We start from the raw sequence: 15,687 nt of genomic DNA on the forward strand, positions 1-15,687 counted from the left end.
CAAAGATAGCGATCGCCATTGTATACTGGCATCGCAATGCTAACCTTCGGCTGGTTGTCTGTCGGCATGGGTTGCTCTGTTTTATTTTAGGATAAACTAATCAGGAATTTTAGAGAAAGTGATCGATCGCGTCAACCACGACTTCTTGAAGCTGCTACCGCCGGATGCTAAAGTCATTGTTGAAATTGGCTGCGGTACGGGCTCGACGGGCGAACAGTACAAGCTGATCAATCCCCATTGTCAGTATATTGGCATTGAATGCGATCGAGAAAAAGCTAAAATTGCAGTCGATCGGCTAAACTGGGTGACTGTAGCCAATATTGAAGAAATTGCCATCGAAAGTCTCGACCTCGCTCCAGGAACCGTCGATTGCTTAATTTTCGGCGACTTGCTACCGTATCTGAAAAATCCCTGGGAAGTGCTCAAGCAGTACAGTGGTTTGCTGAATCCAGAGGGGCAAATTCTCGCCAGAATCCCCAATGTTCAATACTGGCGGCGGATTGTCAATCTGTTGCGGGGACAGTGGGAGAATCCCGACAACAAGATGCAGCACTGGTTTACCCTAGAAAGTATTAAATCACTATTTGCTCAAGCCGGATTGCAGGTTTATGAATTCCAAGGGAAGGGACACAAAACCGAAAATTTTGTCCACTTTCAGGAATTACTACATCCAATGGTAAAGGCTTTAGAGCTAACATCGAGCAGTTTTGCTACGGAAACCGGTGCTGAACATTATATCGTGCGATCGACCAAATCCACCGTACCTGCGCGCAGACTGCTGATTCAGACTATCATTATGGCTCCTACAGGGTGCGATCGTGTGCGAGTTTTGGAACCGGACAAATTTAGCGCCACAATTCCCGGTGTCCGCACCGTATCCGGCGTGAAAACAACAGGATTAATTCCCCCCCTGCCGGGAGAAGAAAAAGTTTTCATCTGGCAGCGGACAATCATGCAATATCCCGGCTATATTCCTCAACTAAAAGAACTTCTGCAACAAGGCTATTTAATAGTAGCTGAAATTGACGACAATCCCATCCGCCGCCGCGAATACGCCGACAATAATTATCTCAGCTATCGCGGCTGTCACTGCGTGCAAACTTCTACAGAACCGCTCGCAAAAATTTTGCGGCACTACAATCCAAATCTTGCCGTTTTTCCCAATCAATTAGCTTATCTACCTCCGCCGCGAATTTATCCGGCAGAAGATACAGTCACCATTTTTTTTGGTGCACTCAACCGCGAAAAAGATTGGCAGCCGATTATGGCAGCACTCAATCGAGTTTTAGTCGCACACAAGCACCGGATTCGACTTAAAGTAATCCACGACCGCCGATTTTTTGAATCCTTGGAAATACAGCAAAAAGAATTTGAACCATTTTGCAGTTACGAACGGTATCAAGAAATTATGTACAGTTGCGATATAGCTTTACTGCCGCTCGTTTCCAACCCGGTTAACGAAACGAAATCCGACTTAAAATTTATTGAATGTGCAGCGCGGGGAGTAGCGGTGCTGGCAAGTCCCACCGTGTACGAACATTCGATTGTAGAAGGTGAAACCGGATTGATTTATAGATATGAAAAAGAGTTTGAAACCAAACTAAATTCGCTGATTTCTGACACTTCTATGCGCCGGGAAATAGCCGCGAATGCTTACGAATGGGTGCGCGACAACCGCTTGCTGTGCGGGCACTACCGGCAGCGGCGAGATTGGTACTTACAGATGCGAGACGAGTTACCACGTTTAAATGCTGAGTTGCGCGATCGCCTGCCAGAGTTATTTGGTGACTAAATGCGGTAAAATTTATAGGCTATTGTGCGATCGTTCTGTTTTATTGTTTAATTTCTAATTGTTAATCCACACCAATGCGAATTCTATTCACTATTGCTCACTTTTACAATCCCAGCGGCGAGGGGAAACACGCTTCGCAGCGAAATGATCCGCAACCGCGACTCAATGCTTTAACCGCTTGCGTGACATCGCTGCAAGCTTTGTACGGCAAATCTCAGTCCATGATTGACATTAGCGAATGTGCAACTATCCCAGCAAATCAATCTCAACAGCACGAAATTGACATTGTGGTTTGCACTACTCAAGGCTATCATCTGTTGCCTCAACTGCCAGTGCAGCCCAGATGTTTTATGCACCACGCTACAAAATGCGAACCGCTGCTGTTGGGTTTTGAGTGTCAAGCAGTTTTGCGAGCGTGTCTTAACAAATACGATTATTTCTGTTATTTGGAAGATGATTTAGTTCTGCATGATCCGTGGTTTTTTAGTAAATTAAAGTGGTTTACACATCACGGAGGAAATGGGAATTTGCTGCAACCTAATCGCTATGAAATATCGCCTAAAGGCGCGGTTTTTAAAGCATATGTTGATGGTGATTTAGCAGAATCAGCAACTTCTCCGTTTCAAAAAATAGAGGAGCAGCGGCAGTTAATGGGAAAAATCATGGAACAAACAGTCGCTTTTGAGCGAGCTTTGAATCCTCATTCCGGCTGCTATTTTTTGAATGCGGAACAGATGGCACACTGGGCTAAGCAGTCTCATTTTTTGGACAGAGATACTAGCTTTATCGGCCCGCTGGAAAGTGCCGCGACTTTAGGAATTATGCGGACTTTTAGAGTTTACAAGTCAACTCCTTCCTATGCTAATTTTTTGGAGATTCAACATTTTGGAACGAGTTTTCTGAATTTGATTGGTAATAAGGTGAGGGTGCCGGAAGCAGGATGAGTTAAGATATCCACGTAAGCTGCAATACTTGAGAGGTCGCATGACCCCGGCAACCGAAAAAATTGTCCTTCCCTCTCCTTTCCCCGACCACACTCAACTGCCAGAGGAAGACGGCACTTTTGTGAAGAATTTTCAGGAGCATCCCCAGAGTATTATTTTGACTGATTCGATCGGGTCGGTGTTGCAAGGGCTTCATCCCGACGGGCAATATGCTATGGGGCAAGACTGTGGCATCTACTGGCGAGAAACTGACCCGCTTGAAAAGGGAGCAGAAGCTCCTGATTGGTTCTACGTGCCGAACGTGCCACCAACATTAGGAAATCAGATCCGTCGCTCTTACGTGCTGTGGCGGGAATTCATGGCTCCGATGATTGCTTTGGAGTTCGCATCGGGAGATGGTTCAGAAGAGCGGGACACAACCCCACTATCGTACTCGGAAGTTGGAGCGGCGCAAAGGCCTGGGAAGTTTTGGGTATATGAGCGGATCATGCGGATTCCGTATTATGGGATTTATGAAATCAATAATGGCAGACTGGAGGTTTACAACCTGAAAAATGGGTTTTACCAGCAGTTGCTTCCGAACGATCGCGCTCATTATCCGATCGCGCCAATGGGCGTAGAATTAGGACTGTGGCAAGGCAGTTATCAAAACCAGACAATGCTGTGGCTGCGGTGGTGGGACAGCGAGGGCAATTTGCTGCTGACAGGTACAGAAAGAGCTTCCTTAGCAGAGCAGGCTTTGAGTGCAGAAGCGCAAGCACGGCGGGATGCTATCCCTCGGTTGTTGGCAATGGGATTGAATACAGAGCAAGTGGCAGAAGCGCTGGGTTTATCAGTAGAGGAAGTTAGCCAGCATTCACAATCTTAATGTCGCTTTTGATTAATAAGAAGTCAAAACATCCCCGATTTTAACTGTGCCGCTGTTGATAATTTTGGCTAAAACTCCGGTTTGCGCGTGACCGAATTCCTGTTGCAGTAAACTGAGTAAAGAAATATCCCGATCGCCTGTTTCTGGATTCACTTCTATATTGACGCAGCGACCGATGCGTGCTGTAACTTCTATGCGCGCCGTGCCTAATTGAAACTGTTTTCCAATCAACTCAAATTCTGACCAAGCTGCCATACCTTCTAGCACAATGTTCGGGCGAAATCTGCCCACGTCAATGTTTTGAACAGCAATTTCTGTTAATTGGTCTAATGTGGCTTGACTGAGTAAAGAAATGTGTACGGGTTCTCGATCGGGATAGCGAGTTTCGCCGCTGGTGTCGCCCACTAACTGCAAAGGTGCAAACTGCGGGTGTCTCGCTTCTTTTGTGGATTCAATTGCGGCCAGATATTCTGTGAAAAAAGCGCCGATGCGATCGCGCCCCGCTGCTGTGTTCGTTTCGGCGGATAACACTGCAACTCCTTCACGCTTGACTGTTAAAACGGCCGTTTCCGGTTGATAATCACATTTTAAAGCTGCTAACAAAGGCCAATCGTTTTGGACAGCAAAATTTTTTTTGCTCATCCAAGGCATATTTTGGGCAGGCATCTTTGCAGCTTCAAGATTATCTGCAAACATTAAGGCAAAAGCTCGATCGCCCTTAATTCCGTGTCCTGCTGTTAAAGCAAACTCCGACATTTCTTGCGGCGTCAGCCCTTTAATTGGATAAATAAATAACTGTTTTATTGTTGCTAATGTCATAAACTTTTCCGAAGTTAGTAGAATTTTAACTTTCACTCTTGTCCCCCCTTACTAAGGCGGGCTAGGGGGGTCGAAGCTATTTCACAAACATTAATAAAATTGCTATAAAACCGGATTAAGCTAGCAATTCATAGCGACGGATATCTGGAGGTCCAACGGCCAAACCGTCTAATTTCTGCACGGCGTCTTGAATGTGAGTTGAACCGAGATGTAGTTCGAGCAAATCTGCACTTTCCCACTCTTCAACGAAGGTAAAATCTGTGGGATCGGCTTGATTTTGCAGGAGTTCGTATTTGATGCAGCCTTTCTCTTTGCGAGTAGGCTCCATAATGCTCAGCAGCAGAGATTTAAGTTCTGCTACTTTGTCGGGAAACGCGACGAGGCGGGCGACTACTCGCAAGGTTGTTTTGGACATAGGAGAAAAAAGTCACAGATAGGACGATCGAATTTACCGATTTTTATTTGGCAAACTCAACAATACATGATTTTACTTAAAGTAACCTAAACAGGTCGATCGGTCAACCGCAGTAAAATCAGTCCAGGACGCGCTCAAGTCTCAGAAACCCGGTTTCTTGCCAAATTCTTCGTTACTAAGCGCAGAGCGTTGTATAAACCGGGTTTCTTGAGATATTTTGGCAAATACCCGAGCCACTCAATCTTTGGGATAAAATCGCTTGTTTTCTGTAGAATATTCCCAGGCGAGATCCTCCGGGTCTTTTTCCCGACTCCACTGAGCAAACTCCGGCTTAAGTTTCCACTTGCCGATCGTAGTTGCGTGAACTTTGAACCTGCGGGAGAGTTCCGTCTGGGTAAAAGAGATTTTGGGCTTTTCAGGAGTCTTGGTTTGAGCAATGGGGAATAAATTGGGTTTTTTATCTTGTGCTTTTTCCCGATTTGTGGGAGGCTCTTGAACAGCTATTACCGCATTAGCTGTTTCGCTTTGATTGACAGGTGGAGCTATTTGAAAATAATACAAAATTCCGCCTTGTTCCGTCACTTCAAAATCCGCTGCAAACTCAGAGGCTCGTTCGTCGAGATACTCTTGAACCTTTTCTCCGGGGAGTTTCGCATTCATCGCCAAATCCAAAGCCGTAACTCGCCCTTGATTTTCCTTGATCAACTTGTAGAAAACCGAGTCTAAATGAGCGAGTTTATGTTTTTGCTGCTGCTGATAGAGCTTGTAAGCCCAAGCAACGCCCGCTGTGGTGGCGATCGCCCAAAACATCGTTCCCGACTCGAAACTGGCAACCGCCGTCAAGGAAATAGGCAAAAGCAGGGTAAGATATCCCCAAATGCTTCCCTTCTGTAGGTTATTGCTGTTTTTGACCATAGTTCCTAAACAGGTACGTAGTTTAGCTTAGTAGAGCGTGTCTGAATGCCGCGAAAGTTTTTCGACAGTCGATATATCGGCTAATCGCTGACGCACTCTACGACAAAATCCCACAATCTACTTTTTTTGCAACCGAGGGCTCATGTACTTTTTTCGCAAACAGATTGCCATCCTGCTGATAGTTGTTGCTTGCTGTACGCTGACGATTAGTTGCAGCGATAGCCGAGCTGTCCAGTGTACTAAATTTACTGAAATTGTCAACAAAGGCAACGCTCTCCTTGATGTTGATAAAGACAGCAACGATGCTGCAACGACCGACAATTTAGCTAAAAATTTGAACCTGATAGCTAAAGAACTTGAGGATCTGCGAATAACCGATCCAACCCTCAAAGAAATTCAGGAGCCATCGGTTAAATCCTTCCAGGAAATTAGTCAAGCACTGGGCGACATAAGCAAAAGTCTTCAGGCTGGAAATCTCGCTTCTACAAGTATAGAAGGTCGAGAGCAAATCCAAACAGCTCAAGCAGATATTATTAGAGCCGGACAGCAGGCGAATCAAGCAGCCGCAAATCAAGACGCTTTGACTAGCAAACTGATTAATTATTGTAAGAGCGATCGCTAAAAGCTAATAGTTTTGAGTTTTGAGATGGCCACGCGAACCCCAACAACGCACAACGGGTGAATGAATTTGAGGAATGCGTCGCCTTCACCTACTATCTACCCCTTTGCAATTACCCAATTTAGTGATGAATTTCTAGATTCAAAATATAGCGACCGAGTTGTACTTTCTCCGACCACAATTCGTATTCTAACCGCAAGTGTTCCGGTTCCGGCTTTCCTGTCAGCGTCAAGTTGCGAGTGAAGTTGCGAAGTCGCAACTGTTCGGGAGTCGCCAGCGATTCGCCCTGAAGCCAATAACGGCTCAGGCCGTACATTCCTCGTTCCCAGCAGTGGCGGTAACTGTATTTGCCGTTTCCTTGCATAGTCATAATGACTCGGTAGGGCGAAACTTCTAGCCAGAGCAACCGAGGTTTTGTAGTTGGGGGCAAGATTGTAACTTGCTCGGCAGATTCGTCGGAGCCGTCGGAAAATTGGCGATCGATTATTGCTGGTTCGTGTAACAACAAGTGAAAGCGATCGCGGTCTTTTTGATAAAGCGTACCAGCGGTTTCAACAACTGACCACAATGGTAAATCTGTGGATACCAGCGATAAACTTACAGGCTTGCGGTGATGCGTCAGCATAAATAAAAGTTTAGGAGTAGTTGTGGATCGGGGGGTTTGAGATTTGAGATTTTAAGCTTTAGATTTTAGATTTTAGATTAGCTGAGTTCCAAATTCCGGAGCTTTTGCTTAAAAAAATGAAAAATCTACAACTCGCAATCGAAAATCTAAAATTGTTTAGTCACAACTCAATCATCTGGTCGATAACTGAGAGCAGGAAATGAAATCTAAGCAGATACACGGATAATATTTGTGAAATTAAGGTGAAATTAAAGTGAAATCCGTGCCGTTGCGTCCGCACTCCTGTGTCCTAGATAACTGACAGCAGAGTCTCAGGGCGAGTTTCATCAGCTTTTAAGTTAACCGGACACATTGGGAAAAAACCCGCAGGCCGTACAAAAGATGACTGACTTAGGACTGGGAAAAAGGTAGGATAGCTAACGCCATCCAATCCTAGTTTATCTCAATGCAAGCTGACATTATCACTACTACGCTTCTTGACAAAAGCCAAACTTTAAGCATTCAAAAACCGGCATCGGGCTTGTCGCTAGTGGGGAGGATTCGAGTTCCGGGCGATAAGTCGATTTCTCACCGAGCTTTGATGTTGGGTGCGATCGCCCAAGGTGAAACTACTATTGAGGGACTACTGCTAGGAGAAGACCCCCGCAGCACCGCTAAATGTTTCTCGCTCCTGGGAGCCAAAGTTTCTGAACTCAACGCGGAACGGGTGACAGTCCGGGGCGTTGGAATTGGCGAGTTAGAGGAGCCGGTGGAAGTCTTGGACGCGGGTAATTCCGGCACGACGATGAGGTTGATGTTGGGAATTTTAGCCTCTCATCCGGGGCGTTTTTATGCGGTAACGGGTGACAGTTCTTTGCGATCGCGGCCGATGTCGCGCGTCATTAAACCGCTGCAACAAATGGGAGCGCAAATTTGGGGCCGAAAAAGTAATTCTTTAGCTCCTTTAGCGATACTCGGACAGCAGTTAAAACCAATTCACTACCATTCTCCGATCGCCTCGGCTCAAGTTAAATCTTGCATTTTGCTCGCCGGTTTGATGGCAAGCGGAGAAACAACAGTCACAGAACCCGCTCTGTCGCGGGATCACAGCGAGCGGATGCTGCGAGCGTTTGGAGCCCAATTGAGCGTCGATCCAGAAACTTGTAGCGTGACAGTCACTGGGCCGACACAACTGCAAGGGCAGAATGTGATTGTACCGGGGGATATTAGTTCGGCGGCTTTTTGGCTAGTTGCTGGCGCGATCGTCCCAGGTTCCGAGCTCGTAGTCGAAAATGTCGGCGTCAACCCAACTCGTACAGGTATTTTGGAAGCTTTGGAAATGATGGGCGCGGACATTGAACTGCAAAATCAGCGAGAGGCGGCGGGGGAACCTGTAGCGGATATTTTGGTTCGTAGTTCCGGCCAATTGCGGGGATGCACCATTGCTGGCGACTTAATTCCCCGACTGATTGACGAAATCCCAATTTTGGCAGTAGCGGCAATCTTTGCATCGGGTACTACAATAATTCGAGATGCGGCCGAGTTGCGAGTCAAAGAGAGCGATCGACTGGGGGTGACTGCTGCAGAACTCAACCGCATGGGAGCCCAAATTTCCGAGTTACCCGACGGTTTAGAAATTACCGGGGGAACTCCTTTGACCGGCGCGGATGTAGACAGCTACACCGACCACAGAATCGCCATGAGTTTGGCGATCGCAGCCCTCAATGCCACAGGTATTACTAACATTCACCGGGCAGAAGCTGCTGCCATTTCCTACCCCGACTTTACCACCACTTTGCAACAAGTTTGCCATCCAAATTAAGATTGGGCATTGGGCATTGGGCATTGAGCATTGGGCATTGAGCATTGGGCATTGAGCATTGGGCATTGGGCATTGGTTGCTGGTTACTTGTTATCGGTTATTGCTATAGCCTCACAAATAACAAATAACCACTAACTAATGACTAATGACTAATGACTCCCTCTAAGAATCTTTACCTACAACTTGTTCTTTTAAAGAATCAATTTCCGTTAACAACTCTTGGCGGTTAGAAGCCTTGAGCAGATAGCGGTAAACAAACCAGCCCGTATATCCCATCCCAATCAACTCAAAAACTGGAGCTACCAAAGGGACATCATTAAGGGCACCTAAAACTCCCAGCATTACCTTAATACTAATACCGCCTGCCAGAATTAAACCAACAGTTATGAGGGGCTTTTGGTAGTCAGCAAAAAAATTAGAGAGATAGGCGGGAAGTTCCGACAAAATTGTAATAACTTGGTCTTTAATATCTTGGAACTGGCTCGTCGGTGTTTCTGTGGTTGTCACTGTAGTCATGACCCCCGGTTGGTCAGCCACCAGGTCTACTGTGACGACTTCAGTGATGGTTTGTGTCTCGTCCGAAAAGTTAGCTTGTGTCATTAGATACTTCCTCCGTTGTCAGGTAAAATTGCAGGCTGTGAATTGCTGCCAGTATAATTCTCCGGCAATTAGCACAGCATCCGCGCTGCAGGGACTAATTGATGAGACTAAGGCAGAGTTTCACAAATTGCAAGCAAAAATAACGATATGACTTGATTTTAAACAATTGCCTTCCCTGCCAAATCGGTCTTTTGACTCATTTTTTCACTTGATCGAGGTTGATTTGATTCGGGCAAGGGCGTCCTTGTTCAAAGTCGGTGATATTGGCGATCGTGGTTTCGGCGATATTTTTCAAAGCTTCCTCGGTGAAAAAAGCTTGATGTCCAGTAATCAGGACGTTGGGAAAAGTCAGCAAACGTTGAAAAACGTCGTCTTGAATGACGTGATTTGACAAATCCTCAAAAAACAGATCCGTCTCTTGTTCGTAAACATCTAAGCCGAGGTAGCCAATTATACCAGATTTCAGTGCTTTGGTAACAGCTTTAGTGTCAATCAACTGACCGCGGCTGGTATTGATCAGCATCATCCCCGGTTTCATTTGCTCGATCGCCTCTGCACCGATTAAATGGTAAGTTTCCGGTATCAGCGGACAATGGAGGCTGACAATATCAGAGGCGGCGAAGAGTTCCGGGAGGGCGACGTATTCCATGCCTAGGGCGAGGCAATCTGGGTTTTGGTAAACATCGTATCCCAACAGGCGACACCCGAATCCGTGCAGAATTTGGGCAGTAATTGCGCCAATTCTGCCAGTTCCGACGATTCCCACGGTTTTGCCGTGGAGGTCAAAACCCAACAGGCCGTCTAGGGCGAAATTGCCTTCGCGGACGCGGTTGTAGGCCCGGTGGATTTTGCGGTTGAGGGACAAAATCAGAGCGACTGCGTGTTCCGCGACGGAGTAGGGAGAATAAGCAGGAACTCGCAGGAGAGTTATATCTAAATCCTTCGCTGCTGCTAAATCGACGTGATTGAATCCGGCGGATCTCAGGGCCAGCAAGCGGACGCCTTTTTCGGCGATCGCCCCGAGCGTTTTCGCGTCCAAGCAGTCGTTCACGAACGCGCAAACGGCCGGAAATCCAGCAGCCAAAACGCTGGTTTCCAGGGTCAGATGCGGTTCAAAAAAAACCAACTCGTGTTGACCGCCGACATTGGCTGCTGTCAGAAAAGTGCGATCGTAGGATTTGGTATTAAATACGGCTACCTTCATGATTTTTGCCTGCAAATCCAGTATATAGTTGGAAATTCTTTCCAGATTCACTCTAAATTTTACTAGAACGCCCTTGCCCCAAACAACCCAGTTTCCCTGAGAAATATTGAGTTTCGCAACCATAGCATCTCTGAAGACACCAAATTTTTAGCCCTAGGGCAAGTCCTGCTTAATTTTTTGAATCTAATTGCTTAGACTGTAGTAAAGCGCGATCGTAAATTGCTAAGTTTTTAGGATAAACTCAGATGCGTAAAAAAATCAAAACTATAATTTATGAGATTTTAGAAACCTCAGACTCAAGCAATTTATACAGTTTAGCAGATGATGTTGTCATAACTGGTTTAATTCTGATCAACGTCGCAGCTTTTATTGCTTCTACTTCGCCCACCTTGTCGCCAGAGTACACATCGCTTTTGGCAAACATCGAAATTGTTTCCTCCTTCGTATTTACCATAGAATATATTTTGAGGCTGTGGGTGTCTACAGTCGATCGCAGATACAGCCACCCGCTGTGGGGAAGATTGAGATATGCTCTTACACCGCTAAGTTTGATAGATTTAATTTCCATCTTACCTTTTTACTTCTTGCTGGTATTTCCTAGTTTAAACTTCGTTAATTTAATTCGTGTCCTGCGCTTGTTGCGCTTGCTAAAAGTGAGCCGTTATTCAGAGTCAGTACGAACTCTGGGAGCAGTATTGTACGCTAAAAAAGAGGAGTTGATTGCCACTGCATTGGCCGTTTTTATTCTGTTAATATTTGCCTCTAGCATCATGTATTTTGTTGAATACGAGGCACATCCCAAAGCTTTTGGCAGCATCCCCGATGCAATGTGGTGGGGAGTTGTGACATTAACTACTGTTGGTTACGGCGATATTTATCCAATCACTCCTTTAGGGAAATTGTTAGGAGCAATGTTAGCATTTTTGGGAATCGGAATTTTTGCGTTACCCGCAGGGATAATTGCTGGGGGTTTTTCTGAGGAACTACAAAAGAGAAAGCCGGAAAAAAGGGCTGAAAATTTAGAGAAATTTGCGGATTGTCAATCGGTCAAAATGCTGGCGGAAATCGAGGTCGGTTTTGAAGAAAAGCAAAAGGCGATCGCACTTCACATCGAAAGTTCATCAGAGTTGATGAAAATGTGTGTTCAAATGGCAAGACAGAAGTTAGGAAGTGAGTTTAAAAATGAACAAATTCTGCGCGATTTAGCTATTTATCTGTACAATGAAGCCGTCCGCAAGTTCGAGCTTTAATTACAGATATATACAGCCTGTGATTGCTACCCAATCCTTACCATAGTGAGCCAATTAAAGCAATCAGTTGGGGTTAGTTATTACTGCTTTATCTAATTACTGATGACCCATGGTTAATTACCAATCAGGCGGCAAATTGTAATATTCGAGAGTTGATTTGTCTGCCAGCAAATCTTCAGTTTGCCGATCGACCTGAATCTGCCCATCAGCCAAAATTAACGCCCTTTGAGTCGTTTTCCCGATCCAATTCAAATTGTGGGACGCGATCAAAATTACCTCGATCGGCAATTGGGACAAAACTGACGCCAAGTGACGCCGCCACGAGGGGTCGAGTCCGTTAGTCGGCTCATCTAAGATTAAAATTGTCGGCTCTAATGCTAAAATTGCTGCCAAGGCTGCTAACCTTCTTTGACCTCCCGAAAGTTCGTGGGCCGAACGGTTGGCAAATTCTACTAAACCAAATTCGTCTAATAGGGCTAAAGCTCGATCGCGCGCAACTCCCGGCGGCACTCCGTAATTGCGCGGCCCGAACATAACATCCTCTAAAATAGTGGGCATAAATAGCTGGTCGTTAGCGTCTTGAAAGCAAAATCCAATCTGCCTGCGCGCCTGCGATAACGTCGCCTCTTCCAACTTTTTTCCCTGCACTCTAATCTCACCGGATTGAGGCATTTTTAATCCGATCAAGTTTTCGAGCAAAGTGCTTTTACCAGCACCTGTCAGGCCGAGTAAAGCAACTCTTTCTCCCGGTTGCAAACTAAAAGAAATTCCCCGCAATATTGGCTTTTGATCGGGATAGCCAAATATTAAGTCTTGCACTTCGATTGTTGGTGCGGATTTGAGATTAGTCATCCGATTTTAGATGTTAGATTTTAGATTGAATAATTTCAACTCGTTCCCAGGCAGAGCCTGGGAACGCAAATCGGTCGGCTCTGCCTCCACTTTTCCTCCGCAAGAAGCGAGGCACAGCCTCTGGAGATCGATTCCTAGGCAGAGGCGGGGAACACGTTAAAAAGCCCAATGCCCAATTACGAATAACCGTAAGAAGCTATTGTTAATCCGGCTGCTATTAAAATTGTTAGTGTCAGCCAGAAGCGCTCTTTTGGTGTCGATTTTGAGTCGGTGGGCAAACTTCCTTTATAGCCGCGAATTAGCATGGCTGCGTGTACTCTTTCTGCCCGATCAAGACTTCGCAAATAAAGCGCTCCGATCATGGAAGCACTGGCGTAACGCAGCCATCCTCCGGTACCGGACAAGCCCCGGAGTTGGGCAGATATTTTCATGCGGTTGACTTCGGCCAGGAGGATTTCTAAGTATTGTCCTGTTAAAAGTACAATCTCTTGCAAACCTCCTGGTAGGGGTAATCCTTTGAGGGCGATTCCGAAACTGTGGGGTGGCAAAGTTAGCAGAAAACTGTTCATAATTAGCAGGCAAATTAGGGAACGCAGCAACAGAAAACTGGCTCGTTCCCAACCTTGGGGTAGCACTAATAAGGAGAGAAAAAGCAATTCTGCTCCCAACAGTTGCGCTAGGGTTCGCACCGGAGCCCTGAGCCAAAACGACCAAAAAAGTGCGATCGCCCCATAAATTCCCAGCCACAGCCAAGCGCCTGTCTTCAGAAAACCCATGCCAATCACAATTGTGAGAGACACTCGCAATCGAAAAGGTATGGAGAGTTTAGACATCTTTAGGTTTTACCACCAACTGAGCAATCCCAAAAGCCGCGCCGAAGCTGAAGGCAGACCCTAAAAGTCCAGCAATGCTAGTACCAATAGGCTGTTCTTCTAATCCTTTAACTGTGTAATCTGCTAAAGGAGTGGGATTTTGGATCGCCACAGCTTCTTTATCTTTAAAGCCGTACTTTTCGGCTACCGCTTCTAACCCGTCAGGCCAACTTGAAGCAAACAGTGAAAGCACCCCGGAAATTAATAAAACTCCGATTACTGGCACTACCCATTTCTGCAATTGCGGCTGTTCTCCCGGCAGTAAATCCGGCCGCACTTTGACGAGATAAGTTAACACGCCGCCTGTAATTACCCCTTCGCCAATCCCAATTAAAATATGTACCCCTACCATTGCTGGCAATGCGGTATTGAGTCCTACTGTTCCCGAAATTGCCAATTGGATCGCCACAGTAATCGAAGCAGCCACGACGCTGAGGCCAGCGGCGATACCCGCGGCTAGGGGCAAACGATTTCTGGAACCTCCCAAAAGTTGCTGCAATGGCTGCAACAGCCACCAGCCAACCCAAATGCCCACTAGCCCCATGTTAAAAATATTGGCTCCCAAGGCGGTGATGCCCCCGTCGGCAAACAAGACGCTCTGAATTATAAAAACTGTGCTCATCGCTAAAGTTGCCGCCCAAGGGCTCCCCAAAACGACGGATGCGAGCGCCCCTCCCAACAAGTGGCCGCTGGTGCCGCCGGCTACGGGAAAGTTGACCATCTGGGCTGCAAACACGAAAGCTGTGGTTAAGCCCATGATTGGTGCTTGTCTGAGTCCCAGACTGGCGCGGGTTCGATTCAGGGCAACTGCGATTGCTGCTGCACTTGCTATGCCGGTGGCAACGGCTACTGGCGGTGAAAGAAAACCATCAGGTATGTGCATTGATGTATCCAAACGAGAGAACTTGCAACTCTTTAGTCAACTATTTTTTACAAAAATTTAAAACCCCCTCTGGGGGCATTAATGCGATCGAGCGATCGGGAGATTTGCGGCGGGCGATCGCTTATTGGATATAGATTAGCGCCTCATGGGCAGAATTTCGAGGATGAGAAATTTTACATTAAATAATCCTGAAGAATTATTCGGATAACCGAGCACCCCCACATTCAAGCTTTTTGATAAGAATTATCAATGTTTGTTTACAGATTCAACTGCAAAATGTATTTACCATCAAGCTCAAGCAAGAATTTAAAAAAAATATCAAGAAAAAACTGAAAATCCCTAATTGGTTTTATTCCCACTCTTGAGAATAACTTACATTAAATTTTTGACCGAAAGCATCCAGGATACAAGCCCCCGGATTCATCCGTGGAGAAATAAAAAACCTGTATCCGATGAAAATTGCCCCCCGAATTTATCCGTGGGGTCAATGCTTTAATCTAAAATCTAAAATCTAAAATCCATTGACCGAAAGCATCCAGGATACAAGCCCCTGGATTCATCCGTGGAGAAATAAAAAACCTGTATCCGATGAAAATTGCCCCCCGAATTTATCCGTGGGGTCAATGCTTCAATTCTAAAATCTAACATCTAAAATCTAAAATCGATTGACTTTTCCCATCGCAATGTGGCGCGTTAGCCAAAAAGAAAAGTTTCGCGGTTTTCATGTCAAGTCTTTGACAATCGAGGGGCAAAATCCCGCTAATGCTGCTGCTAATGCTGTTGCTAATGGGCTGACCCAAACAGTTATTGCGAGTAGTAGTGCGCTTGCGGCTGCAAATAATTCGAGTTTAGCTGTTGACAGCCAAAAACAACTGCCTGACAAGGGGAGCATCCCACTTTGGCGATCAGTATAAATACTCAGGCAATTGTCTGGCTAAGCTGATGGCATAATAGAAAGCAGATAAATTACCATAATCCAAAATCCAAGTTAGCATGACCCCAGAAGAACAACAGAAGCTCAAAATAAATCTCCAAGAAATAGCAGAGATCCTTTATAAGAATACCCCAGTAGACAATCTACAAAGCTTTGAATCCGTAGAACTGAGTGTGAGGGAACATTTAATTAAGACAGTAGCACCAGAAATTAGCGTTTTTTTTTTCACTCGGCGGGGGGAAAAGGTTCGGGAAGAAAAAGAACCATAAAAAGTTGTGTAGGAGAAGTAACTCT

General features: G+C 45.9%; 18 protein-coding genes. 9 read left to right on the forward strand and 9 right to left on the reverse strand.

Translation table 11 applies throughout. The features are described 5' to 3' along the window. Positions 1 to 118 precede the first annotated feature (118 nt). The 3 genes from QUA70_RS01025 to QUA70_RS01035 all read left to right on the forward strand — a co-directional run bounded on the left by QUA70_RS01025 (position 119) and on the right by QUA70_RS01035 (position 3,604). On the forward strand, positions 119 to 1,792 hold the full coding sequence (locus tag QUA70_RS01025) for a methyltransferase domain-containing protein (RefSeq protein WP_333344535.1): 1,674 nt from the start codon (positions 119 to 121) through the stop codon (positions 1,790 to 1,792). Positions 1,793 to 1,866: 74 nt separating this feature from the next. Further along, on the forward strand, positions 1,867 to 2,736 hold the full coding sequence (locus QUA70_RS01030) for a calcium-binding protein (protein WP_333325179.1): 870 nt from the start codon (positions 1,867 to 1,869) through the stop codon (positions 2,734 to 2,736). Between the two features lie 40 nt (positions 2,737 to 2,776). Then, positions 2,777 to 3,604 carry a Uma2 family endonuclease gene (locus QUA70_RS01035; RefSeq protein WP_333325177.1) on the forward strand — a complete coding sequence of 276 codons (828 nt, stop codon included), beginning with the start codon at positions 2,777 to 2,779 and terminating at the stop codon, positions 3,602 to 3,604. A 12-nt stretch (positions 3,605 to 3,616) separates the two neighbouring features. Here QUA70_RS01035 and QUA70_RS01040 read toward each other — a convergent pair whose 3' ends face one another. The 3 genes from QUA70_RS01040 to QUA70_RS01050 all read right to left on the reverse strand — a co-directional run bounded on the left by QUA70_RS01040 (position 3,617) and on the right by QUA70_RS01050 (position 5,753). Then, positions 3,617 to 4,423 carry an MOSC domain-containing protein gene (locus QUA70_RS01040; protein ID WP_333325174.1) on the reverse strand — a complete coding sequence of 269 codons (807 nt, stop codon included), beginning with the start codon at positions 4,421 to 4,423 and terminating at the stop codon, positions 3,617 to 3,619. Between the two features lie 115 nt (positions 4,424 to 4,538). Then, positions 4,539 to 4,838, reverse strand: coding sequence for a putative quinol monooxygenase (locus QUA70_RS01045; protein ID WP_006632217.1), 300 nt, complete (start codon positions 4,836 to 4,838; stop codon positions 4,539 to 4,541). A 237-nt stretch (positions 4,839 to 5,075) separates the two neighbouring features. Next, a complete protein-coding gene (locus QUA70_RS01050; RefSeq protein WP_333325172.1) occupies positions 5,076 to 5,753 on the reverse strand; it encodes a hypothetical protein in 678 nt (225 codons plus the stop codon). A gap of 142 nt (positions 5,754 to 5,895) precedes the next feature. Here QUA70_RS01050 and QUA70_RS01055 point away from each other — a divergent pair, with 142 nt between their 5' ends. Continuing rightward, positions 5,896 to 6,375, forward strand: coding sequence for a hypothetical protein (locus QUA70_RS01055; protein WP_333325169.1), 480 nt, complete (start codon positions 5,896 to 5,898; stop codon positions 6,373 to 6,375). Positions 6,376 to 6,493: 118 nt separating this feature from the next. Here the strand turns inward: QUA70_RS01055 and QUA70_RS01060 are convergent, their stop codons facing one another. Further along, positions 6,494 to 6,997 carry a hypothetical protein gene (locus QUA70_RS01060; RefSeq protein WP_015174064.1) on the reverse strand — a complete coding sequence of 168 codons (504 nt, stop codon included), beginning with the start codon at positions 6,995 to 6,997 and terminating at the stop codon, positions 6,494 to 6,496. 445 nt (positions 6,998 to 7,442) lie between these two features. On the opposite strand from QUA70_RS01060, the gene aroA reads away from it, so the two are divergent. Continuing rightward, the gene (gene aroA, locus QUA70_RS01065; RefSeq protein ID WP_333344534.1) at positions 7,443 to 8,798 is read left to right on the forward strand and encodes a 3-phosphoshikimate 1-carboxyvinyltransferase; all 1,356 of its coding nucleotides are present in this window, start codon (positions 7,443 to 7,445) and stop codon (positions 8,796 to 8,798) included. Between the two features lie 162 nt (positions 8,799 to 8,960). On the opposite strand, the gene QUA70_RS01070 is transcribed toward aroA, so the two are convergent. Next, positions 8,961 to 9,398, reverse strand: coding sequence for a CAAD domain-containing protein (locus QUA70_RS01070; protein ID WP_333325163.1), 438 nt, complete (start codon positions 9,396 to 9,398; stop codon positions 8,961 to 8,963). Between the two features lie 196 nt (positions 9,399 to 9,594). After that, positions 9,595 to 10,602, reverse strand: coding sequence for a 2-hydroxyacid dehydrogenase (locus QUA70_RS01075; protein WP_333344737.1), 1,008 nt, complete (start codon positions 10,600 to 10,602; stop codon positions 9,595 to 9,597). Between the two features lie 245 nt (positions 10,603 to 10,847). Here QUA70_RS01075 and QUA70_RS01080 point away from each other — a divergent pair, with 245 nt between their 5' ends. Beyond that, positions 10,848 to 11,852: an ion transporter gene (locus QUA70_RS01080; protein ID WP_333325160.1), complete on the forward strand. Its 1,005-nt coding sequence runs from the start codon at positions 10,848 to 10,850 to the stop codon at positions 11,850 to 11,852. Positions 11,853 to 11,969: 117 nt separating this feature from the next. Here the strand turns inward: QUA70_RS01080 and QUA70_RS01085 are convergent, their stop codons facing one another. From QUA70_RS01085 to QUA70_RS01095, 3 genes are all read right to left on the reverse strand, one after another. After that, positions 11,970 to 12,704, reverse strand: coding sequence for an ABC transporter ATP-binding protein (locus QUA70_RS01085; protein ID WP_333325158.1), 735 nt, complete (start codon positions 12,702 to 12,704; stop codon positions 11,970 to 11,972). A gap of 176 nt (positions 12,705 to 12,880) precedes the next feature. Next, positions 12,881 to 13,537, reverse strand: coding sequence for an energy-coupling factor transporter transmembrane component T (locus QUA70_RS01090; protein WP_333325156.1), 657 nt, complete (start codon positions 13,535 to 13,537; stop codon positions 12,881 to 12,883). Then, positions 13,530 to 14,459, reverse strand: a complete 930-nt coding sequence (locus tag QUA70_RS01095; RefSeq protein ID WP_333325153.1) for an energy-coupling factor ABC transporter permease — start codon at positions 14,457 to 14,459, stop codon at positions 13,530 to 13,532. Before QUA70_RS01095 ends, QUA70_RS01090 begins: the two co-directional genes overlap by 8 nt. On the opposite strand from QUA70_RS01095, the gene QUA70_RS01100 reads away from it, so the two are divergent. The 3 genes from QUA70_RS01100 (at position 14,459) to QUA70_RS01110 (ending at position 15,662) form a co-directional block, all read left to right on the forward strand. Then, positions 14,459 to 14,593: a hypothetical protein gene (locus tag QUA70_RS01100; RefSeq protein ID WP_333325150.1), complete on the forward strand. Its 135-nt coding sequence runs from the start codon at positions 14,459 to 14,461 to the stop codon at positions 14,591 to 14,593. The two genes, QUA70_RS01095 and QUA70_RS01100, sit on opposite strands and share 1 nt — an antisense overlap. 531 nt (positions 14,594 to 15,124) lie before the next feature. Beyond that, complete coding sequence (locus QUA70_RS01105) at positions 15,125 to 15,373, forward strand: hypothetical protein (protein ID WP_333325147.1); 249 nt, start codon at positions 15,125 to 15,127, stop codon at positions 15,371 to 15,373. Between the two features lie 79 nt (positions 15,374 to 15,452). Beyond that, on the forward strand, positions 15,453 to 15,662 hold the full coding sequence (locus QUA70_RS01110) for a hypothetical protein (RefSeq protein ID WP_333344530.1): 210 nt from the start codon (positions 15,453 to 15,455) through the stop codon (positions 15,660 to 15,662). Positions 15,663 to 15,687: the final 25 nt, after the last annotated feature.

Source organism: Microcoleus sp. LAD1_D5 (assembly GCF_036702115.1).
In the GTDB taxonomy this organism is placed as follows: Bacteria; Cyanobacteriota; Cyanobacteriia; order Cyanobacteriales; family Microcoleaceae; genus Microcoleus.

Bases quoted from the DNA above. Each gene is read 5' to 3' on its own strand.
- QUA70_RS01030 (WP_333325179.1), top strand. From the start codon at position 1,867: ATGCGAATTCTATTCACTATTGCTCACTTTTACAATCCCAGCGGCGAG.
- QUA70_RS01035 (WP_333325177.1), top strand. From the start codon at position 2,777: ATGACCCCGGCAACCGAAAAAATTGTCCTTCCCTCTCCTTTCCCCGAC.
- QUA70_RS01040 (WP_333325174.1), bottom strand. From the start codon at position 4,423: ATGACATTAGCAACAATAAAACAGTTATTTATTTATCCAATTAAAGGG.
- QUA70_RS01045 (WP_006632217.1), bottom strand. From the start codon at position 4,838: ATGTCCAAAACAACCTTGCGAGTAGTCGCCCGCCTCGTCGCGTTTCCC.
- QUA70_RS01050 (WP_333325172.1), bottom strand. From the start codon at position 5,753: ATGGTCAAAAACAGCAATAACCTACAGAAGGGAAGCATTTGGGGATAT.
- QUA70_RS01055 (WP_333325169.1), top strand. From the start codon at position 5,896: ATGTACTTTTTTCGCAAACAGATTGCCATCCTGCTGATAGTTGTTGCT.
- QUA70_RS01060 (WP_015174064.1), bottom strand. From the start codon at position 6,997: ATGCTGACGCATCACCGCAAGCCTGTAAGTTTATCGCTGGTATCCACA.
- aroA (WP_333344534.1), top strand. From the start codon at position 7,443: ATGCAAGCTGACATTATCACTACTACGCTTCTTGACAAAAGCCAAACT.
- QUA70_RS01070 (WP_333325163.1), bottom strand. From the start codon at position 9,398: ATGACACAAGCTAACTTTTCGGACGAGACACAAACCATCACTGAAGTC.
- QUA70_RS01075 (WP_333344737.1), bottom strand. From the start codon at position 10,602: ATGAAGGTAGCCGTATTTAATACCAAATCCTACGATCGCACTTTTCTG.
- QUA70_RS01080 (WP_333325160.1), top strand. From the start codon at position 10,848: ATGCGTAAAAAAATCAAAACTATAATTTATGAGATTTTAGAAACCTCA.
- QUA70_RS01085 (WP_333325158.1), bottom strand. From the start codon at position 12,704: ATGACTAATCTCAAATCCGCACCAACAATCGAAGTGCAAGACTTAATA.
- QUA70_RS01090 (WP_333325156.1), bottom strand. From the start codon at position 13,537: ATGTCTAAACTCTCCATACCTTTTCGATTGCGAGTGTCTCTCACAATT.
- QUA70_RS01095 (WP_333325153.1), bottom strand. From the start codon at position 14,459: ATGCACATACCTGATGGTTTTCTTTCACCGCCAGTAGCCGTTGCCACC.
- QUA70_RS01110 (WP_333344530.1), top strand. From the start codon at position 15,453: ATGACCCCAGAAGAACAACAGAAGCTCAAAATAAATCTCCAAGAAATA.